Genomic DNA, 19,526 nt, shown 5'->3' with positions numbered 1-19,526 from the left:
ACGCGTGCCATCGGGAGGGGCGTCGCTGCGCACCACGCGGAACACCAACCGAACGGAGATCGCACCATGAAGGCCGTCGTGTACAAGGGACCGTTCGAGGTCGCCGTCGAGGACGTCGAGAACCCGACGATCCAGCATCCGAACGACGTGATCGTACGGATCACCTCGACCGCGATCTGCGGCTCCGACCTGCACATGTACGAGGGCCGCACGGCCGCCGAGCCGGGTATCACCTTCGGCCACGAGAACATGGGCATCGTCGCCGAGGTCGGCCCGGGCGTCACCTCGCTCAAGGAGGGCGACCGTGTGGTCATGCCCTTCAACGTCGCCTGCGGCTTCTGCACCAACTGCGTCGAGGGCTTCACCGGGTACTGTCTCACCGTCAACCCCGGCTTCCCGGGCGGCGCCTACGGCTATGTGGCCATGGGCCCCTGGAAGGGCGGACAGGCGGAGTACCTGCGCGTCCCCTACGCCGACTTCAACTGTCTGAAGCTGCCGGCGGGCACCGAGCACGAGAAGGACTTCGTGCTCCTCGCGGACATCTTCCCCACCGGGTACCACGGCTGCGAACTCGCCCAGGTGCGCCCGGGCGACAGCGTCACCGTGTACGGCGCCGGACCGGTCGGCCTGATGGCCGCCTACTCGGCGCTGCTGCGCGGCGCGCGGAAGGTGTTCGTGGTCGACCGCGTCGCGGAGCGGCTGCAGAAGGCCGAGGAGATCGGGGCGATCCCCGTCAACTTCGGGGAGGGCGACCCGGTCGAGCAGATCCACGACCAGACCGAGGGCATGGGGACCGACAAGGGCATCGACGCCGTCGGCTACCAGGCCTCGGCGGGCGGCGGCACCGACCGCGAGGAGCCGGCGACCGTGCTGAACTCGCTGGTCCGCACGGTCCGGGCCACCGGCATGCTCGGCATCCCCGGGCTGTACGTGCCGTCCGACCCGGGCGCCCCGGACGAGCAGTCCAAGCAGGGCATGCTGCTGGTCGCGGTCGGCAAGCTCTTCGAGAAGGGCCTCAAGCTCGGCACCGGCCAGTGCAACGTCAAGCGCTACAACCGGCAGCTCCGCGACATGATCATCGAGGGCCGGGCCGAGCCCAGCTTCGTGGTCTCGCACGAACTGCCGCTGGACCAGGCGCCGTCGGCGTATGACAAGTTCGACAAGCGGGTCGAGGGCTACACCAAGGTGGTGCTGCACCCGTAGGGACGCTGCCGTCAGGGGCGGCGGCGGGCGTACCGGTCCGTCGCCGCCACCAGCGCGTCGTCCCCGACGGCGCCCGCGTCGTGCCCGGCGTCGTCGACGACCACGAGCTCGCTGCCCGGCCAGGCGTGGTGCAGCCGCCACACGATGCCGAGCAGGTTGCCGAAGTCGAGGCTGCCCTGGACCAGGGTGCCGGGGATGTCCTTCAGGAGATGGGCGTCGCGCAGCACGACGCCTTCCTCTCCCCCGTCGCCGGGGAAGTCGCCGAAGAAGTGGTCGTTGCCCCAGTAGTGGGTGACGGTGCGGGCGAAGCCGTACCGGAACTCCGGGTCCCGGAACCTCTCGACGGAACCGGGCGGGGCGGGGATGATCGCCGTCTCCCAGTCCGTCCATGCCTGCGCGGCCCGTGCCCTGACCTCGGGGTCGGGTGATTCCAGCAGGCGGTTGTACGCGGCGGCCAGGTTGCCGTCCCGCTCGCCCTCGGGCAGCTCGGCGAGGAACCGCTCGTGCGCCTGCGGGAAGATGCGGCCGAGGCCCCGGGTCAGCAGGTCGACCTCCGCGGGCGAGCCGGTGGCCACGCCCGTCAGCACCAGCTCGGACACCACGCCGGGGTGGGTCTGCGCGTACCGCAGGCCCAGGGCCGAGCCGAAGGACACTCCCCACACCAGCCAGCGCTCGATGCCCAGGTGCGCCCGGAGCCGTTCCAGGTCGGCCATGAGGTGCGGCGCCGTGTTGACGCCCATGTCGGTGGCGGGGTCGGCGGCCGACGGCCGTGACCGTCCCGCGCCGCGCTGGTCGAACAGGACGACGCGGTAGGCGGCGGGGTCGAAGTAGCGCCGCAGCCCGGCGCCGGCGCGGGAGCCGGGTCCGCCGTGCAGCACCACCGCCGGTTTGCCGTGCGGGTTCCCGCTGGTCTCCCAGTGGAGGCGGTTGCCGTCCCCCACGTCGAGCATGCCCTGGTCGTACGGTTCGATCTCCGGATACCTGCCCATCCGGGCACCGTAGCGCCGCCGGGCGGCCCGCTCACCCCTAATTCGCCGGGCGCAGTCCGGCCTGGGTGGCCGCCGTGCGCAGGACGTCCCTGAGCATCTCGGGGGTGAGTTTGCCGGTGAAGGTGTTGCGCTGGCTGACGTGGAAGCAGCCGTGGAGGCCGAGCGGCGGGCCGTCGGCGGCGTCCAGCTCGACGTGGGCGCCGTGTCCGAAGACGGGCCGGGGGCGGGGCACGGTCCAGCCGGCCTCGGCGAAGGCGGGCAGCGCCGCCTGCCAGCCGAAGGCGCCGAGGACGACGGCCGCCCGGACCGTGGGCCGCAGCAGCCGCAGCTCCTGCACCAGCCAGGGCCGGCAGGCGTCCCGCTCGGCCGGGGTGGGCTTGTTGGCGGGCGGGGCGCAGTGCACGGGCGCGGTGACGCGGACCCCGTACAGCTCCAGACCGTCGTCGGCGTCCTCGGAGGTCGGCTGGGAGGCCAGGCCCACGTCGTACAGCGCCTGGTACAGCACGTCGCCCGAGCGGTCGCCGGTGAACATCCTGCCGGTGCGGTTGCCGCCGTGCGCGGCGGGCGCGAGACCGATGATCACCAGCCGCGCGTCGGGCGGCCCGAACCCGGGCACCGGCCTGCCCCAGTACGTCCGGTCCGCGAACGCGGCCCGCTTGGTGCGGGCGACCTCCTCGCGCCAGGCGACCAGACGCGGACAGGCACGGCAGCCGGAGATGCGCCGGTCGAGCCGGGCAAGGCCTTCGGAATCCATGGCTCCACGGTAGGGCGTCCGGTCGGCGGGCCGGGCGGGCTAAGGTCGGGACCATGGTTGCGGAGGGTGCGCGGAACGACAGGACGGCCGGCGTGGACGAGGACGCGGTGGCCGCGCCCGCGGAGGCCACGCCCGAGACGGTGGACCCGAAGGTCGCCTCGGCGGTGGCCGCCGCCGAGGCGGCGGGCCCGCAGAACGGCGAGACCGTGCGGATCGACAGCTGGATCTGGTCGGTGCGGCTGGTCAAGACGCGCTCCATGGGGGCCACGGCCTGCCGGGGCGGGCACGTCCGCGTGAACGGCGAGCGGGTGAAGCCGTCGCACTCCGTGCGGGTCGGCGACGAGGTTCGGGTGCGGGTGGAGACGCGGGAGCGGGTCGTCGTCGTGAAGCGGCTGATCCGCAAGCGGGTGGGGGCACCGGTCGCCGTCCAGTGCTACGTCGACAACTCGCCGCCGCCTCCGCCGCGCGAGGCCGTCGCCCCGGCCGGCATCCGCGACCGCGGCGCGGGCCGCCCGACCAAGCGGGACCGCCGCGAGCTGGAACGGCTGCGAGGTCTGGGCGGCCTCGGCGGCCCGGGTCCGCTGGCCGGCCCCGCGGGCCCGCCCGTCCCGGGCGCACCGGGCGACCCGGGTGCCGCACCGGGCGGACGGGGTGCCGCGAACGGGCGTGGGGCAGGCGGACGCCGGGGCCGCGGCAAGGGCGCCGGGGGCGCGCCCCGGCCGTAGGCACGGGCTCGGAGCCCGCCCACCGGGAGGGCGCGCCTTCCCGGCGGGCGGGAAACGCCGGCGCCCCTTTCGCCTGGGCGCGGCCCGACCGAGGGCACTACCGCCAGACACACCCGGGCCACGGAGTCCGGGCACCGTGTCCCGAGCGTGGGGACGCCGCCGCCCGCGTCCCGTCAGGCCCGGTCCGCCGGCACCGCCCTCACCCAGATCCCGTCCTCCGTCAGGTACCGGTCCACCCTCAGCCCCTCCTCCGCGAGTGCCGTCTCGAACTGCTCCGGCGTCAGGGGGCGCGACCGGAACGTCTGGGTCCAGGTCGCGTCCGGGAAGACGTACTCCGCGCGGACCGAGTCGACGCCGTCACCGACCGGCTCCACGGACGCGATCCGGACCGTGAAGCCCGCCGGGTCGACCCGCTCGCGCGGCACGTTCGTGTGGGAGTCGGCGCCCTCCCGCTGGATCAGGACGCACCCGCCCTCCGCGAGGTGCCGCACGCAGGTGCGCAGCATGCCCCGGCGCACCTCGGCGTCCCCCGCGTGCACCAGGAACGAGGCCAGCAGCACCACGTCGAACGTCTCGCCGAGGTCGAGCCGCTCGATCGGGCCGCATATCGTCCGCGCCCCGCGCACCCGCTCCAGCATCTCGGCGGACTCGTCGACCGCCGTCACCTCGAAGCCGCGCTCCATCAGCGCGTGGGTCATCCGCCCCACCCCGCAGCCCAGCTCCAGGATGCTCGCCCCCGCGGGCACCGCGGCTTCGATCACGTCCGGCTCGTCCCCCACGGGCAGCCGCGCGTACAGCTCCACCGCGCATCCGTCCGGGGTGATCGCCCCGGGTCCCGTCCCCTCGTACCCCGCCCGCGTCTTCTTCTCCATGCCCGTCGAACGGGCCGCGCCCGCACGTCCGTTCCCCTCCCCGCCCATGCCACCCGAACGAGTGACAGCGGGTGGGGACGGGGCACTCGGAAGGCCAGGGAGCAAGGCCGCCGCAGGGTGAGGATCGCGATGCGTACCGGCAGTGAACCGACGACCGCGCGGAGTTCTCTGCGCGTGCGGTTCTGGCTGAGCGTGTGGGGTGTGGTCTGGACGGTGGCCGGAACGGCGGCGTTCGCGCTCGCCGGCCATCCGGGCTGGGCGCTGGCCTGCGGGATGCTGTTCCTGGTCGTCGCGGCGGACCTGGCGTTCGTGGTCCGGCACATCCGCCAGGGCCCGCACTACCAGCCCGGCCGTGACGTCCCGCCGTACGAGCCGCCGCACGGGCCGCCGACGGACAGGCCCTGACGGCCCGCGCCCGCGGGTTCAGCCGTCGAAGCGCGCGGCCTTCAGGTACTCCGGGTTCGGGTCCAGCGCGGCCGCGAGGCGGAAGTGCCGCTTGGCGGGGTGGGTCCTGCCCTGCCGCTCGTAGGTGCGGGCGAGGGCGAAGTGGGCGAAGGCGTTGTCCGGCTCCCGCTCCAGGACGAGCGAGAACTCCAGCTCGGCGGGGCGCAGCTGGGCCGCCGCGAAGAAGGCGCGCGCCCGCAGCAGCCGCGCGGCCGTGTTCTCGGGGTGGACGTCGATGACACCGTCCAGCAGCTTGACCGCGCCCCGCGGGTCGCGGGAGGCGAGCAGGTGCTCGGCGGCGCGGAAGTCGATGACGTGCGTCTCCGGCGTACGTCCGGACGGACCACTGGTCTGGGGCACGGCGGAATCCTTCCCTCTCTCGGAAGGATCAACGCCTCGCCCCGGGCCCCCTATTCCGGCCGGGGCTTCCGCGCGCGGCGGACCAGGTCGGCCCACACCTCCTCGACGCGGCGTTCCAGCGCGTCGAGGGGCACGTCGTTGTCGATGACGACGTCGGCGACGGCGCGGCGCTGCTCGCGGGTGGCCTGGGCGGCCATGCGGGCCCGTGCGTCCTCCTCGCTCATGCCGCGCAGCCGCACCAGCCGGTCGAGCTGCGTCCCGGGGCTCGCGTCGACGACGACCACGACGTCGTAGAGGGGGGCGAGGCCGTTCTCGGTGAGGAGCGGGACGTCGTGGACGACGACGGCGTCCTCGGGCGCGGCCTCCTCCAGCTCGCGCGACCGGGCGCCCACCAGGGGGTGCACGATCGAGTTGAGCGTGGCCAGCTTCTCCGGGTCGCTGAAGACGAGGGCGCCGAGGCGGGGCCGGTCCAGGCTGCCGTCCTCGGCGAGGATCTCCTCGCCGAAGGCCTCCACGACGGCGGCGAGCCCGGGCGTGCCCGGTTCCACGACCTCGCGTGCGATGCGGTCGGCGTCGATCAGTACGGCGCCGCGCTCCACGAGCAGCCGCGACACCTCGCTCTTGCCGGCTCCGATACCGCCGGTCAGGCCCACTGTCAGCATGCGCAGCAGCCTAAGGGCCCTCGGTGACCGGCGGTCCGGCGGGCGTCAGTTGTCGCCCTCCCGCTCGGCCAGGAACTTCTCGAACTCGCGGCCGATCTCGTCGGCCGACGGGATCTCCACGGGCTCGGCGAGCATGTTGCCCCGGGTCGCGGCCCCCGCGGCCGCGTCGTACTGGTGCTCCAGGCCCTGGACGAGGGCGGTGAGCTCGTCGTCGCCCTCGCGGATCTGCCGGTCGATCTCGGTCTGGGTGCGCTGGGCGTCGGTGCGCAGGGAGTGCGCGACGCCCGGCAGGACGAGCCCGGTGGCGGCCGTGATGGCCTCCAGCGCGGTCAGCGCCGCATCCGGGTACGGTGAGCGGGCGATGTAGTGCGGCACGTGCGTCGCGACGCCCAGGACGTCGTGCCCGGCCTGCATCAGCCGGTACTCGACCAGGGCCTCGGCGCTGCCCGGGACCTGCGCCTCGTCGAAGACGCTGGTGCTGACGGGGACGAGGTCGGTGCGGTTGCCGTGCGGGGTAATGCCGACCGGGCGGGTGTGCGGGACGCCCATGGGGATGCCGTGGAAGTTGACCGACAGGCGCACCTGGAGGCGCTCCACGATCTGCCGCACGGCGGCGGCGAAGCGCTCCCACTCGACGTCCGGCTCGGGTCCCGAGAGCAGCAGGAAGGGCGCTCCGGTGGCGTCCTGCACGAGCCGCACGGCGATGTCCGGCACCTCGTAGTCGGTCCACCGGTCGCGGGTGAAGGTGAGCAGGGGCCGGCGGGCCCGGTAGTCGACGAGCCGGTCGTGGTCGAACCGGGCGACGACCTGGTGGGGCAGCGAGTCGAGCAGCCGGTCGACGATCTGGTCGCCGGTCTCGCCCGCGTCGATGTATCCGTCGAAGTGGTAGAGCATGACAAGTCCGGCCGACTCCTGGGCCAGCGCCATGTCGACGACGCTCAGACCCTTCGGCTCCCAGGCGTACAAATCCTGCGGATCAAGCACAGTGACCGCTCCTCCTCGTGTTTCACCCACCACAACGTGGCACGAAGCACAGGCATTCCCCTCAGGCGCCGATGGGGCGCGGGGAACCGCGCGACAGGCCCCCACCGCCCCGCGGCCGGCAAGGAACCCACCGGGGAACGCCTGAGGGGCCGCACCTCACAGGTGCGGCCCCTCAGATCAACCACTAACCCTCAGTGGAGAGCGTTCAGCTCTGGCCACCCGCCAGCTTCTCGCGAAGCGCGGCCAGCGCCTCGTCCGAAGCCAGGGCGCCGGACTGGTCGCCACCCTCGGAGGAGTACGAACCGCCGCCGGACGCGGCCGGAGCGGCGGGCTCGCCACCCTCGGCAGCGGCCTTCTCGTCCGCCTCGCGGGACTTGATGACCTGCGCCTGGTGCTGCTCGAAGCGGGTCTGCGCCTCGGCGTACTGGCGCTCCCACTCCTCGCGCTGCTTCTCGTAGCCCTCGAGCCAGTCGTTGGTCTCGGGGTCGAAGCCCTCGGGGTAGATGTAGTTGCCCTGGTCGTCGTAGGACGCGGCCATGCCGTACAGGGTCGGGTCGAACTCGACCGCCGTCGGGTCGGCACCGAAGGCCTCGTTGGCCTGCTTCAGCGAGAGGCTGATGCGGCGGCGCTCGAGGTCGATGTCGATGACCTTGACGAAGATCTCGTCGTTGACCTGGACGACCTGCTCCGGGATCTCCACGTGGCGCTCGGCCAGCTCGGAGATGTGGACCAGACCCTCGATGCCCTCGTCCACGCGGACGAACGCACCGAACGGAACCAGCTTCGTGACCTTGCCGGGCACGACCTGGCCGATCTGGTGGGTGCGGGCGAACTGCTGCCACGGGTCTTCCTGCGTCGCCTTCAGCGACAGGGAGACACGCTCGCGGTCCATGTCGACGTCGAGGACCTCGACGGTGACTTCCTGGCCGACCTCGACAACCTCGGACGGGTGGTCGATGTGCTTCCAGGAGAGCTCGGAGACGTGGACCAGACCGTCGACGCCACCCAGGTCCACGAAGGCACCGAAGTTGACGATCGAGGAGACGACGCCGGAACGGACCTGACCCTTCTGGAGGGTGGTGAGGAACGTCTGGCGGACCTCGGACTGGGTCTGCTCCAGCCAGGCACGGCGGGACAGGACCACGTTGTTGCGGTTCTTGTCCAGCTCGATGATCTTGGCCTCGAGCTCCTTGCCCACGTAGGGCTGGAGGTCGCGGACACGGCGCATCTCGACCAGGGAGGCCGGGAGGAAGCCGCGGAGGCCGATGTCGAGGATGAGACCACCCTTGACGACCTCGATGACGGTACCGGTGACGATCCCGTCCTCTTCCTTGATCTTCTCGATGGTGCCCCAGGCACGCTCGTACTGGGCGCGCTTCTTCGAGAGGATCAGGCGGCCTTCCTTGTCCTCCTTCTGGAGGACCAGGGCCTCGATCTCGTCACCGACGGCGACGACCTCGTTGGGGTCGACGTCGTGCTTGATCGAGAGCTCGCGGCTCGGGATAACGCCTTCGGTCTTGTAACCGATGTCGAGCAGGACCTCGTCCCGGTCGACCTTCACGATGACGCCGTCGACGATGTCGCCGTCGTTGAAGTACTTGATCGTCTCGTCGATCGCGGCGAGGAAGGCTTCCTCGTTACCGATGTCGTTGACCGCTACCTGCGGGGTGGTGGCGGTGGTCTCGGTGCTGCTCGTCATGTGGGAAAGGGCTCCGGTACGGACATTGAAGTCGTAGGTACTGCTACGCCGGAGCCCGTTTCGCTCTGCAGAAGCCGGACAGCCAAGGAAGCGCCACAAAAATCCGGTGGCGCCTCGACAACCGAGGGGACATACAACAGATGCGAGCGCAGCCTGCTACGTCTGAGGTGCGCAGGCTCGCAGCGCAACTTGTAGCATACGGGGGCGGCCGGGCAGGGTCAATGCGCGAAGCCGCCCACCCGGGGCGGATCGCCGCATAACCGGCACAACTGCCGTCTCCCGAGGCCATGCAGGGGTGAAGAAGACCCCCCCGCGGCGACACACCGGGGACCCGGCTGGACGGAAGAGTACGACGAGGGAGCCGATCATCCAAGAGCCCGAAGTCCCCGAACCGGAGGCCACCCGGCGGGAGGCCGGCGTCACGGAGAGCTCCCGGGCCAACCGGGGCTGGTGGGACCGCAACGCCGACGAGTACCAGAACGAGCACGGGACCTTTCTCGGTGACGACCGATTCGTGTGGGGCCCGGAGGGCCTGGACGAGGTGGAGGCGGAGCTGCTCGGCCCGCCGGAGGAGCTGAAGGGGCGCGACGTCCTCGAGCTGGGCGCGGGCGCGGCGCAGTGCTCGCGCTGGCTGGCCGCGCAGGGCGCGCGGCCGGTGGCGCTGGACATCTCGCACCGCCAGCTCCAGCACGCGCTGCGCATCGGCGGGGCGTTCCCCCTCGTGTGCGCGGACGCGGGCGCGCTCCCTTTCGCCGACGGCTCCTTCGACCTGGCCTGCTCCGCCTACGGGGCGCTGCCCTTCGTCGCCGATCCGCGGCTGGTGCTGCGCGAGGTGCACCGGGTGCTGCGTCCGGGCGGGCGGCTGGTGTTCTCCGTGACGCACCCGATCCGCTGGGCGTTCCCGGACGAGCCGGGCCCGGAGGGGCTGAGCGTCTCCGGGTCGTACTTCGACCGCACGCCGTACGTGGAACAGGACGACGCCGGTCGCGCGGTGTACGTCGAGCACCACAGGACGCTCGGGGACCGGGTCCGTGACGTGGTCTCCTCCGGGTTCCGGCTGGTGGACCTGGTGGAGCCGGAGTGGCCGGCCTGGAACACCACCGAGTGGGGCGGCTGGTCCCCGCTGCGCGGCGGCCTGATCCCCGGCACGGCCGTCTTCGTGTGCGAACGGGACTGACCGCGTGATCCGTCACGAGGCGCTGGAGTCCCTTCCGGTGCGCGAGGCGCTGCCCTCGCTCGCCGGCGCCCTGGACGAGCACGGCACGTCGGTGCTGGTGGCGCCGCCCGGCACCGGCAAGACGACCCTGGTGCCGCTCGACCTCGCCGGCCTGTGGGGCGCGGGTCCCGCGCGGCGGGTGCTGGTCGCCGAACCCCGGCGGATCGCCGCGCGCGCGGCGGCGCGCCGGATGGCGTGGCTGCTGGGCGAGCGGGTGGGCGCCTCGGTCGGCTTCACCGTGCGCGGGGAGCGCGCCGTGGGGCGGGACACGCGCGTGGAGGTCGTCACGACCGGTGTGCTGCTGCAGCGGCTCCAGCGCGACCAGGAGCTGGCCGGGGTGGACGTCGTGGTGCTGGACGAGTGCCACGAGCGGCATCTGGACGCGGACACGGCGGCGGCGTTCCTGTGGGACGTGCGCGAGACGCTGCGGCCGGACCTGCGGCTGGTGGCCGCGTCGGCGACGACGGACGCGGAGGGCTGGGCGCGGCTGCTGGGCGGTGCGCCCGTCGTCGAGGCGCGGGGCGCCGCGCACCCGGTCGACGTGGTGTGGGCGCCGCCCCCGCGCGCGGTGCGGCCGCCGCACGGCATGTGGGTGGACCCGGCGCTGCTCACGCACGTCGCGGCGGTGGTACGGCGGGCCCTGGCCGAGCGGGACGGCGACGTGCTGGTGTTCCTGCCGGGGGTCGGGGAGATCTCCCGGGTGGCCGGGATGCTGGGCGGCCTGCCGGGCGTGGACGTCCTCCAGGTGCACGGGCGTGCGCCGGCCGCCGTGCAGGACGCGGTGCTGTCGCCCGGCGAGCGGCGGCGGGTGGTGCTGGCGACCTCGGTCGCGGAGTCCTCGCTGACGGTGCCGGGAGTACGCGTGGTGGTGGACTCGGGCCTCGCCCGCGAGCCGCGCGTCGACCACGCGCGCGGTCTGAGCGCGCTCGCGACGGTACGGGCCTCACGCGCCGCGGGACGCCAGCGGGCGGGGCGCGCCGGGCGTGAGGCGCCGGGTGCGGTGTACCGCTGCTGGGCGGAGGCGGAGGACGCGCGGCTCCCGTCGTACCCCTTCCCCGAGATCAAGGTGGCCGACCTGACGGCGTTCGCGCTCCAGGCGGCCTGCTGGGGCGATCCGGACGCCTCCGGACTGGCCCTGCTGGACCCTCCGCCGGCCGGTGCGATGGCGGCGGCCAGGGACGTCCTCACGGCGATCGACGCGGTACGGCCGGACGGCCGCCCCACGGAGCGGGGCACCCGCCTGACCCGCCTCGGCCTCCACCCGCGCCTGGGCCGCGCCCTCCTGGACGCGGCCCCGCGCGTGGGCGCCGCTCTCGCCTCCGAGGTGGTCGCCCTCCTCTCCGAGGAACCACCCCGCGACTACGGCGACGACCTGCCGGCCGCGCTGCGCAGGGCCCGCCGGGGCGGCGACGGGTACGCGCCGCGCTGGCGCACGGAGGTACGGAGGCTGCGGGGCGCCTTGTCCCAGGCGGAGGGAGCCGGGGGGCAGGGCGGTGAGGCGGTTCCGAGTCCGGACGGCCCGGTGCGGACGGGCGCCGGTGAGGCGCCGGCGGCCCCTGGGCACGGGGACGGTTCCTTCCCCCCCGAGGCTGTGGGTGGTACGGCCGGAACCGGCCCGGGTACGTCGGCTCGGTCGGACGGCGGCGGGAACCGGCAGGGCAGGTCCGGAGGACCCATCCCCGCCGGCCAAACCGGCGGGGATGGCTCGGCCGGTGAGCGGCAGGCGGGTGGGACCTCCGCGCCGCGGGCCACCGCACCGTCGGACGGTGGCGCGGCGCCGGGGGCTCGCGGAGGGCGCAGGAGCGTGTCCGGGGCGGGGCCGCGCCCGGGCGGAGTTTCCGACGTCGGGGCAGCCGATCATGGCGGAGACCCCGGAGGTGAGGAGCGGGGCGTCGGGCTCGTCGTGGCGCTCGCCTTTCCGGAGCGGGTGGCCCGGGTCGACGGGGGGTCGTATCTGATGGTGGGCGGGACGCGGGCCGAGGTCGGGGCCGGGTCCGCGTTGCGGGGGGCCGAGTGGGTGGCCGTCGCCGTCGCCGACCGGCCCGTGGGGCGTGGGCACGCGCGCGTGCTGCTGGGAGCCGCCGTGGACGAGGACGTGGCGCGGTGGGCCGCGGGCACGCTCCTCGACCGGCGTGAGGAGGTGCACTGGGCGGACGGGGACGTCGTGGCGCGCCGGGTCGAGCGGCTCGGGGCGGTCGAGCTGACCGAGCGGCCGCTCACGGACGCCGGCCCCGCGCCGGTGCGCGCCGCACTGCTGGACGGGCTGCGCCGGGAGGGGTTCGGGCTGCTGCGGTGGCCGGCCGGTGCACAGGTGCTGCGGCAGCGGCTGGCCTTCCTGCACGCGCGGCTGGGCGAGCCGTGGCCGGACGTGTCCGACGAGGCGCTCCACGCGCGCGTGGACGAGTGGCTGGAGCCCGAGCTGAGCCGCGCGCGGCGCCGGGCCGACCTGGCGCGGATCGACGCCGGGCAGGCGCTCGCGCGGCTGCTGCCGTGGGCGTCGGGCGAGGCGGCGCGCCTCGACGAGCTGGCGCCCGAGCGGATCACGGTGCCCAGCGGGTCGCACGTACGGATCGACTGGTCCGACCCGGAGCGGCCGGTGCTCGCCGTGAAGCTGCAGGAGATGTTCGGGCTTCAGGAGTCGCCCACGGTGGCCGGGGTGCCGCTGCTGGTGCACCTGCTGTCCCCGGCCGGGCGGCCCGCCGCGGTCACCGCCGACCTCGCCTCCTTCTGGCGCGAGGGCTACCGGCAGGTGCGGGCGGAGCTGCGCGGCCGGTATCCGAAGCACCCCTGGCCGGAGGACCCGGCCGCCGCGCGGCCCACCCGCCACACCAACGCGCGGCTGCGCGGGTAGCGGGCAGGGCGCCGGCTCAGGCGGCCGGGGTCCGCGACGGCTCGGTGGACGGGTCCGCCGACGGGTCCGTCGAGGGATCGGGGTCCGCCGACGGGTCCGGGTCGGGGCTCGGCGTGGCGGCCGGCTCCACGGTCAGCTCCACGTCGAGGGTGGCGCCGCCCGCCGTGGTGAGGCGGAGCAGGAACGTGCCGGCGGTGTCGTCCGCGTAGAGCTTCGGCAGGGTCAGCCGTCCGTCCGCGTCGGTCCGCAGACCGGTCAGGGTGCGGACCGCCTTGCCGTCGGCGTCCTTGAAGTAGGGGCCCTTGTCGTTCTCGGCGGGGTCGTCGGCGGAGGTCACGAGTGTCGCGGTGACGGCGACCTTCCCGGCGGCCTCACCGCCGTAGGTGGCCTCGACCGCGACCGGCTCGGCGAACTCGCCGCCCGCGACGCAGGTCAGTTCCTTCTCGCCGACGCGGGTGAGGGCGTCGGCGGCGCGCTGGGTGACCGTCACCTTGTAGGGGACGCCCTTGACGGAGCGTCCGACCACGGCCGCCTGGACGGCGAACGCGCCGGTCCGCTCCCCCGCCCGCAGCGCCGGCGCGACGGCGACGCCGGACGCGTCGGTCGTCACGGTCGCCACGCTCTCGCCGCCGGCGAAGGTGCTGTCGGTGTCGCCGACGATCGTGAAGCGGATCCGCACCTTGGCGACCGCCTTGCCCGCCTGCGTCTCCGCGCGCGTCGAGATGCGCTCGGCGAAGGTGTGGCCGGCCATGGCGGTGAGGGTGCCGGTGCCGGCGTCCTCCAGGTGGTGCACCGTGTCGGTGGGCGTCGGCGGGGTGGTGGACGGCGGGGGCGTGGTGGGCGGCGTGCCGGGGCCGCCGGTGCCGGGTGCGGTCGGGCTGGGCGACGGCCGGGAGCCGGAGGGCTTGCCTGGCCGGGTGCCGGGCCGCGCCGGCGGGGTGGTGCCCGGCGCGGAGGGGGTGACACCGGGGCGTGCGTCGCTGCGGTCGTCGGGCAGGGCGCCGGTGCCGTCGGGGATCTCGTGGGTGCCCTTGCGGTAGTACTCCAGCCACGACAGGACGGTGTTCAGGTAGTCCGTCGAGTTGTTGTAGCTGAGGATCGCCTTGCGCAGGTCGCCCGGCTGCGACAGGTCCCAGTCGTAGCGGCACAGGTAGTGCCCGGCGGCGAGGGCGGCGTCGTAGATGTTGTTGGGGTCCTTGCGGCCGTCGCCGTTGCCGTCGCGCCCCGCCCAGGACCACGTGGAGGGGATGAACTGCATCGGCCCGACGGCCTGGTCGTACATCCGGTTGCCGTCGTAGGCGCCGTTGTCGGTGTCGCGGATGAGGGCGAAGCCGTTGCCGTCGAGCTGGGGTCCGAGGATGGGGGAGACGGTGGTGCCGTCGGCGTCGACCCGGCCGCCTCGCGCCTGACCGGACTCCACCTTGCCGATGGCGGCGAGGAGTTGCCAGGGCAGGTTGCAGCCGGTCCCGCGCAGCGCCGCCTCGGCCTTCTTGTAGGCGTCGAGGACGGTCGCGGGTATGCCGGCCTCGGCGGCGCTCCGGTCGCCCGCCTCGCCGGAGCCCGCGGAGGGCGACGGGGCGGGGCTGTTGAGGGGCGGCAGGTCCGTGTAGTACGGCGAGTTGCCGGTCGCGCTGTCGTCGGCTGCCGCGTCGGGTGCGGAGGTGGCGTCGCCGGCGCTCTGTCTGCCCTGGTCGTCGACCGTGACGCCGGGGGCCTGGGACGCGGACAGGGCCGCCACGGCCGCCGCGGCCACGGCGGTGGTTGCCGCTCCCTTGCGCAGCCTCCTGCCGATGTGCGCCGCCATAGAGTGAACCCCTCCCCGCGGGCGCTGTGGGCGCCCTTCACCGTGTACCGCGTTCGCCCTGTTGTGACGATCTGCCCGCCCCGCCGGTTGCCCTGGGATGCGGGACCGGGTCGACGACCCTCGCGACCCTACGACAACTTGCCTTGCACGGACACCCGTTGATGCCCGATATTCACCGGTTGGCCATCTTGTCGTCCGGGCGGTTCACGGGGCGGACGACCGCCACGGCCCGGTCTGCCGAATACTGAGGTCCGCCCGTGCCCGCGGCCCTCCTGCCGACGCTGCCGGGCATACCCGGTCAATCCCTGCGGCGAGGAGTCCCGTTGCCCTTCACACTCAGCCACGCGGCAGCCGTACTGCCGGCCGTCCGCACCGACGGCACGGGGCGCGGCCCGCTGGTCCCGGCGGTGCTGGTCGCGGGCAGCTTCGCGCCCGACATGACCTACTACGCGGCCGGCGTCGTGTCCGGGGCGATGGAGTTCGGCGACGTGACGCACGCGGGGTGGGGCGTGTTCACCGTGGACGTGGTCATCGCCTGGGCGCTGGTGGGGCTGTGGCTGCTGGTGCGGGAGCCCTTGGTGGCCCTGCTGCCGCGGGCCCGTCAGGGGCGGGTGGCAACGCTGACGCGCTGCGGGGCGCCCCGGGAGCGCGTACGGGCGTCGCTGGTGGCGCGCTGGTACCTGTCCGCGGTGCTGGGTGGTCTGACGCACGTCGTGTGGGACGCGTTCACCCATCACGACCGGTGGGGCACGCGGCTGATCCCGGTGCTGGGCGAGGAGATCGGCGGTTCGCCGGTGTTCTGGTACGCGCAGTACGGCAGTTCGCTGCTGGCCGCGGTCGTCCTCGTGGTGTTCACGGTGCGGGCGCTGCGGCGTACGGTCCCCGGGGACGCGGTGCCCCCGGGGGTGCCGGTGCTGTCGACGCGCGACCGGTGGGCGGCCGTCGCGCTGCTCGCGGGGTGCATGGTGGCCGCGGCGGTCCCGCGGGCCCTCCGGTGGTGGGACCACTGGGGGCACATGGCGAAGCCCTACGAGCTGATCCCGACCGTCTGTTTCGGCGCGGGCGCGGGGCTGGTGGCCGCGCTCCCGGTGTACGCCGTCGCCGTCAGGGCGCGGCGTCGGGCCCCGGCCACGGAGGACCCTGCACACGCCGGTACGCGAGGCCCTCGGCGTACGGCCGCACGCTGAGGGTCTCGCTCGCCGCGACGAACACGGTGACCGTGCGGACCGGGCGGGGCCGGGGCAGCAGGGTGAGGACGAGGGTCAGGTAGGCGCGGGCCAGCTCGGCCCACAGCCGCCATGGGGGCTGGTCGGTCCCCGTGCCCTGGGCGGCGGGGGTACGGCCCGTTCTCCACGGGCCGTCGGTGACGCGCCGGCCGAGCCGGACGGCGGTGTCGCGGAACGCGGCCGTGAGGCCGCCGGGGATGCGGGCGGTACTTGCGGCGGCCGCGAAGACCGGGACCGGCGGAAACGCCTGGGTGGTGGGTCCGTCGGCGTCGGCCCGCGGGGGTGCCGCTCTGCGGTGAAGCATGCGTATACCCATGCCTGGCATGCTGGCCGCCTACCTGGTCCGGGGCTCTCCTGCGAGGGCCACGCGAGTGAACCACGCGAGGCCCCGCAGCCCTCGGAACGTGCCCCCGACCCCGCCCGACCTGGGCTTATGCCCCCCTGGGGACGGCACGGCGAGCGGACGCGCGCGGAGGCCCGAGCGGGCGCCGCGACGCAGCGGTGCGGCGGTGACCGCCCCTGCGGGAGGAGCCGCGCCCCGGACACCGCACCGGGCGCGGCCCGAGGGCCGCGCCCGGAGTGCGGCGCCGAGTCAGTGCGCCGCCGACTCCCAGTCCGGGCCCACGCCCACCGAGACGCCGAGGGGGACCCTCAGCTCGACCGCGGAGGCCATTTCCCGGCGGACCAGTTCCTCGACCTGTTCCCGCTCGCCGGGGGCGAGCTCCAGGACGATTTCGTCGTGGACCTGGAGGAGCATGCGGGAGCGCAGGTCCGCCTCGCGCAGGGCGCGGTCGACGTTCAGCATGGCGATCTTGACGATGTCCGCCGCCGTGCCCTGGATCGGCGCGTTCAACGCCATCCGCTCGGCCGCCTCGCGGCGCTGGCGGTTGTCGCTGTTGAGGTCGGGCAGGTAGCGGCGGCGGCCGAAGAGGGTCGCCGTGTACCCGGTCGCCCGCGCCTCGTCCACGACGTTGCGCAGGTAGTCCCGCACGCCGCCGAAGCGCTCGAAGTAGGCGTCCATCAGCTGGCGCGCCTCCGCCGCCTCGATGTTCAGCTGCTGGGAGAGGCCGAACGCGGACAGCCCGTAGGCCAGTCCGTAGGACATCGCCTTGATCTTGCGGCGCATCTCCGCGTCCACCGCGGACTGCTCGACGGAGAACACCTGGGCCGCGGCCGTGGTGTGCAGGTCCTCGCCGGAGGTGAACGCCTCGGTGAGACCGGCGTCCTCGGAGAGGTGGGCCATGACGCGCAGCTCGATCTGGCTGTAGTCGGCGGTGAGCAGCGACTCGAAGCCCTCGCCGACGACGAAGCCGCGGCGGATGGCGCGGCCCTCGTCCGTGCGGACCGGGATGTTCTGCAGGTTGGGGTCCGTGGAGGACAGCCGGCCGGTCGCGGCGACGGTCTGGTTGAACGTCGTGTGGATGCGGCCGTCCGAGGCGATCGTCTTGATCAGGCCCTCGACGGTGACGCGGAGCTTCGCCTGCTCGCGGTGGCGCAGCATGATGACCGGCAGCTCGTTGTCCGTCTGGCCGGCGAGCCAGGCCAGCGCGTCCGCGTCCGTGGTGTAACCGGTCTTGGTCTTCTTGGTCTTGGGCAGGGCCAGCTCGCCGAAGAGGACCTCCTGGAGCTGCTTGGGCGAGCCCAGGTTGAACTCGTGTCCGGCCGCCGCGTGGGCCTCCTTCACCGCCTGCTGCACCGCGCCGGCGAACATCTGCTCCATGGCCTCCAGGTGCGCCCGGTCGGCCGCGATGCCGTGCCGCTCCATGCGGGCGAGCAGGGCGGAGGTGGGCAGCTCCATGTCGCGCAGCAGGTCGGAGGCGCCGACGTCCGCGAGGCGGCCCTCGAAGGCCTCGCCCAGGTCGAGGACGGCGCGGGCCTGCACCATGAGCGCGTGCGCCTGCGCGCCGTCGTCCGCGCCGAAGGCGAGCTGCCCGTCGGGCGCGGCGGCGGGCGCCAGCTCCCGGTGCAGGTACTCCAGGGACAGGGCGTCCAGGTCGAAGGAGCGGCGGCCGGGCTTGACCAGGTACGCGGCGAGCGCCGTGTCCATGGTGACGCCGTCCACCGTCCAGCCGTGCTCGGGGAAGACGCGCATGGCGCGCTTGGCGTTGTGGAACACCTTGGGGCGGGCCGGGTCGGCGAGCCAGGCGCGGAACGCCTGCTCGTCGGCCTCGTCGATCTCGGCCGGGTCGAACCAGGCGGCCGGTCCGCCCGCGGTGGCGAGCGCGATCTCGGCGACGGAGCCGGTGCCGAGCGCCCAGGCGTCGACGACGGCGACGCCGAGGGGGCCGGTGGCGTGCTCCGCGAGCCAGCCGGCCAGCTCGCCGGTGCCCAGCACCGTGCCGTCGATCTCCACGCCGTCGGCGACGACCGGGGTGGTCTCGGCCTCCTCGGCGCCCGGGTCGACGGCGAACAGCCGCTCCCGCAGCGACGGGTTCCTGATCTCCAGGGTGTCGAGGATCATCGCCACGGCCTTGCGGTCGTAGGCGGTGCGCTCGAGCTCCCGCACGCCCTTCGACAGCTCGACCTGGCGCTCCAGCTCGGTGAGGCGGCGGTTGAGCTTGACGGACTCGAGGTGGTCGCGGAGGTTCTGCCCGGCCTTGCCCTTGACCTCGTCGACCCGCTCGACCAGCTCGGCGAAGGAGCCGAACTGGTTGATCCACTTCGCGGCGGTCTTCTCGCCGACGCCGGGGATGCCGGGGAGGTTGTCGGACGGGTCGCCGCGCAGGGCGGCGAAGTCCGGGTACTGCGCGGGCGTGAGGTTGTACTTCTCGAAGACCTTCTCCGGGGTGAAGCGGGTCAGCTCGGAGACGCCCTTGGTCGGGTACAGCACCGTGGTGCGGTCGGAGACCAGCTGGAAGGAGTCGCGGTCGCCGGTGACGATCAGCACGTCGAAGCCCTCGGCCTCGGCCTGGGTGGCGAGCGTGGCGATGACGTCGTCCGCCTCGTACCCCTCGACGGCGAAGCGGGGCACGCTCATCGCGTCGAGCAGCTCGCCGATCAGCTCGACCTGGCCCTTGAACTCGTCGGGGGTCTTGGAGCGGTTCGCCTTGTACTCGGTGAACTCCTCCGAGCGCCATGTCTTGCGGGACACGTCGAAGGCGACCGCGAAGTGCGTGGGCGCCTCGTCACGGAGGGTGTTGGCGAGCATCGACGCGAAGCCGTAGATCGCGTTCGTCGGCTGGCCCGTCGCGGTGGTGAAGTTCTCCGCGGGCAGCGCGAAGAACGCGCGGTACGCCAGTGAGTGCCCGTCCATGAGCATCAGGCGCGGGCGGCTTCCGCCGGGGGTCTGGTCGGTCTTCTTCGATGCTGTGTCTGCCACGTGTCCGATCCTGCCACGCCTCACTGACACCGGGGCCCGCCCCCGGCGCCGGACGCGTTCCCGCCCAGGGGGCAACAGGCACTGGTGCCTGTGTGGGCCGGGGGGAGTCTGCGCAGCCCGGGCTTACGGGGTGCCGCCGCGCCCACCCGTGCCGCCCCAGGCGGCACGCATGCCCGCGGATAGCGGCAGACGCGTACGGCGGGGAGGGGACGGGGTGGGGGTGGGCGCCCGCAGCGGCTGGCGCGTCCGCGCCCTTCACTTACCGAGACGCACTCTCGCGCCAGACCGAGGACGACCACCCCCACCGCGGCCCCGCACCACCACCCCACCCTGGGCGCTACCGCAACCCCCACCGAACAGAACCTTGCGCCGCAGGCGTCTCTCTCTCTCCCCCCCCCGGGCGCTACAGCAACCCCCA

General features: G+C 73.9%; 16 protein-coding genes. 6 read left to right on the top strand and 10 right to left on the bottom strand.

Going from position 1 to position 19,526, the window contains the following annotated elements:
• Positions 1 to 66 precede the first annotated feature (66 nt).
• Positions 67 to 1,203 carry a glutathione-independent formaldehyde dehydrogenase gene (locus tag ACQZOG_RS08705; RefSeq protein ID WP_193454725.1) on the top strand — a complete coding sequence of 379 codons (1,137 nt, stop codon included), beginning with the start codon at positions 67 to 69 and terminating at the stop codon, positions 1,201 to 1,203.
• An 11-nt stretch (positions 1,204 to 1,214) separates the two neighbouring features.
• Here ACQZOG_RS08705 and pip read toward each other — a convergent pair whose 3' ends face one another.
• Together pip and ACQZOG_RS08695 are read right to left on the bottom strand one after the other, a co-directional pair.
• On the bottom strand, positions 1,215 to 2,192 hold the full coding sequence (gene pip, locus ACQZOG_RS08700) for a prolyl aminopeptidase (RefSeq protein ID WP_430741417.1): 978 nt from the start codon (positions 2,190 to 2,192) through the stop codon (positions 1,215 to 1,217).
• A gap of 37 nt (positions 2,193 to 2,229) precedes the next feature.
• The gene (locus ACQZOG_RS08695) at positions 2,230 to 2,946 is read right to left on the bottom strand and encodes a uracil-DNA glycosylase (protein WP_354794782.1); all 717 of its coding nucleotides are present in this window, start codon (positions 2,944 to 2,946) and stop codon (positions 2,230 to 2,232) included.
• Between the two features lie 53 nt (positions 2,947 to 2,999).
• Between ACQZOG_RS08695 and ACQZOG_RS08690 the strand changes: the two genes are divergently transcribed.
• On the top strand, positions 3,000 to 3,671 hold the full coding sequence (locus ACQZOG_RS08690; protein WP_058915918.1) for an RNA-binding S4 domain-containing protein: 672 nt from the start codon (positions 3,000 to 3,002) through the stop codon (positions 3,669 to 3,671).
• 173 nt (positions 3,672 to 3,844) lie between these two features.
• Here the strand turns inward: ACQZOG_RS08690 and ACQZOG_RS08685 are convergent, their stop codons facing one another.
• Complete coding sequence (locus ACQZOG_RS08685; protein ID WP_033273085.1) at positions 3,845 to 4,543, bottom strand: class I SAM-dependent methyltransferase; 699 nt, start codon at positions 4,541 to 4,543, stop codon at positions 3,845 to 3,847.
• Between the two features lie 129 nt (positions 4,544 to 4,672).
• Between ACQZOG_RS08685 and ACQZOG_RS08680 the strand changes: the two genes are divergently transcribed.
• A complete protein-coding gene (locus tag ACQZOG_RS08680) occupies positions 4,673 to 4,948 on the top strand; it encodes a DUF6343 family protein (protein WP_033273084.1) in 276 nt (91 codons plus the stop codon).
• An 18-nt stretch (positions 4,949 to 4,966) separates the two neighbouring features.
• On the opposite strand, the gene ACQZOG_RS08675 is transcribed toward ACQZOG_RS08680, so the two are convergent.
• From ACQZOG_RS08675 to rpsA, 4 genes are all read right to left on the bottom strand, one after another.
• A complete protein-coding gene (locus ACQZOG_RS08675) occupies positions 4,967 to 5,347 on the bottom strand; it encodes a tetratricopeptide repeat protein (protein ID WP_033273083.1) in 381 nt (126 codons plus the stop codon).
• A gap of 50 nt (positions 5,348 to 5,397) precedes the next feature.
• Positions 5,398 to 6,009: a dephospho-CoA kinase gene (gene coaE / locus ACQZOG_RS08670; protein WP_058915920.1), complete on the bottom strand. Its 612-nt coding sequence runs from the start codon at positions 6,007 to 6,009 to the stop codon at positions 5,398 to 5,400.
• A 45-nt stretch (positions 6,010 to 6,054) separates the two neighbouring features.
• The gene (locus ACQZOG_RS08665) at positions 6,055 to 6,993 is read right to left on the bottom strand and encodes a PAC2 family protein (RefSeq protein ID WP_033273081.1); all 939 of its coding nucleotides are present in this window, start codon (positions 6,991 to 6,993) and stop codon (positions 6,055 to 6,057) included.
• A 205-nt stretch (positions 6,994 to 7,198) separates the two neighbouring features.
• Positions 7,199 to 8,692, bottom strand: coding sequence for a 30S ribosomal protein S1 (gene rpsA, locus ACQZOG_RS08660; RefSeq protein WP_033273080.1), 1,494 nt, complete (start codon positions 8,690 to 8,692; stop codon positions 7,199 to 7,201).
• 295 nt (positions 8,693 to 8,987) lie between these two features.
• Between rpsA and ACQZOG_RS08655 the strand changes: the two genes are divergently transcribed.
• A complete protein-coding gene (locus ACQZOG_RS08655; RefSeq protein WP_230227573.1) occupies positions 8,988 to 9,869 on the top strand; it encodes a class I SAM-dependent methyltransferase in 882 nt (293 codons plus the stop codon).
• Between the two features lie 4 nt (positions 9,870 to 9,873).
• Positions 9,874 to 12,759 (top strand): ATP-dependent RNA helicase, encoded by a 2,886-nt coding sequence (locus ACQZOG_RS08650; protein WP_430741416.1) that lies wholly within the window; start codon positions 9,874 to 9,876, stop codon positions 12,757 to 12,759.
• 16 nt (positions 12,760 to 12,775) lie between these two features.
• On the opposite strand, the gene ACQZOG_RS08645 is transcribed toward ACQZOG_RS08650, so the two are convergent.
• Positions 12,776 to 14,563, bottom strand: coding sequence for a lytic transglycosylase domain-containing protein (locus ACQZOG_RS08645; RefSeq protein ID WP_058915922.1), 1,788 nt, complete (start codon positions 14,561 to 14,563; stop codon positions 12,776 to 12,778).
• A 323-nt stretch (positions 14,564 to 14,886) separates the two neighbouring features.
• Here ACQZOG_RS08645 and ACQZOG_RS08640 point away from each other — a divergent pair, with 323 nt between their 5' ends.
• Positions 14,887 to 15,750: a DUF4184 family protein gene (locus ACQZOG_RS08640; protein WP_033273077.1), complete on the top strand. Its 864-nt coding sequence runs from the start codon at positions 14,887 to 14,889 to the stop codon at positions 15,748 to 15,750.
• Here the strand turns inward: ACQZOG_RS08640 and ACQZOG_RS08635 are convergent.
• Both ACQZOG_RS08635 and polA read right to left on the bottom strand, forming a co-directional pair.
• Positions 15,668 to 16,105, bottom strand: a complete 438-nt coding sequence (locus ACQZOG_RS08635) for a hypothetical protein (RefSeq protein WP_245657295.1) — start codon at positions 16,103 to 16,105, stop codon at positions 15,668 to 15,670. The two genes, ACQZOG_RS08640 and ACQZOG_RS08635, sit on opposite strands and share 83 nt — an antisense overlap.
• A 276-nt stretch (positions 16,106 to 16,381) precedes the next feature.
• Positions 16,382 to 19,108 (bottom strand): DNA polymerase I, encoded by a 2,727-nt coding sequence (gene polA, locus ACQZOG_RS08630; RefSeq protein WP_033273075.1) that lies wholly within the window; start codon positions 19,106 to 19,108, stop codon positions 16,382 to 16,384.
• Between the last annotated feature and the right edge of the window lie 418 nt (positions 19,109 to 19,526).

Source organism: Streptomyces sp. P13-3-3 (assembly GCF_050571355.1).
Taxonomy (GTDB): Bacteria; Actinomycetota; Actinomycetes; order Streptomycetales; family Streptomycetaceae; genus Streptomyces; species Streptomyces althioticus.
The sequence above is the reverse complement of the archived record's forward strand: the minus strand, read 5'-3'. Positions and strand labels throughout refer to the sequence as shown.

Bases quoted from the DNA above. Each gene is read 5' to 3' on its own strand.
- ACQZOG_RS08705 (WP_193454725.1), top strand. From the start codon at position 67: ATGAAGGCCGTCGTGTACAAGGGACCGTTCGAGGTCGCCGTCGAGGAC.
- pip (WP_430741417.1), bottom strand. From the start codon at position 2,192: ATGGGCAGGTATCCGGAGATCGAACCGTACGACCAGGGCATGCTCGAC.
- ACQZOG_RS08695 (WP_354794782.1), bottom strand. From the start codon at position 2,946: ATGGATTCCGAAGGCCTTGCCCGGCTCGACCGGCGCATCTCCGGCTGC.
- ACQZOG_RS08690 (WP_058915918.1), top strand. From the start codon at position 3,000: ATGGTTGCGGAGGGTGCGCGGAACGACAGGACGGCCGGCGTGGACGAG.
- ACQZOG_RS08685 (WP_033273085.1), bottom strand. From the start codon at position 4,543: ATGGAGAAGAAGACGCGGGCGGGGTACGAGGGGACGGGACCCGGGGCG.
- ACQZOG_RS08680 (WP_033273084.1), top strand. From the start codon at position 4,673: ATGCGTACCGGCAGTGAACCGACGACCGCGCGGAGTTCTCTGCGCGTG.
- coaE (WP_058915920.1), bottom strand. From the start codon at position 6,009: ATGCTGACAGTGGGCCTGACCGGCGGTATCGGAGCCGGCAAGAGCGAG.
- rpsA (WP_033273080.1), bottom strand. From the start codon at position 8,692: ATGACGAGCAGCACCGAGACCACCGCCACCACCCCGCAGGTAGCGGTC.
- ACQZOG_RS08645 (WP_058915922.1), bottom strand. From the start codon at position 14,563: ATGGCGGCGCACATCGGCAGGAGGCTGCGCAAGGGAGCGGCAACCACC.
- ACQZOG_RS08635 (WP_245657295.1), bottom strand. From the start codon at position 16,105: ATGGGTATACGCATGCTTCACCGCAGAGCGGCACCCCCGCGGGCCGAC.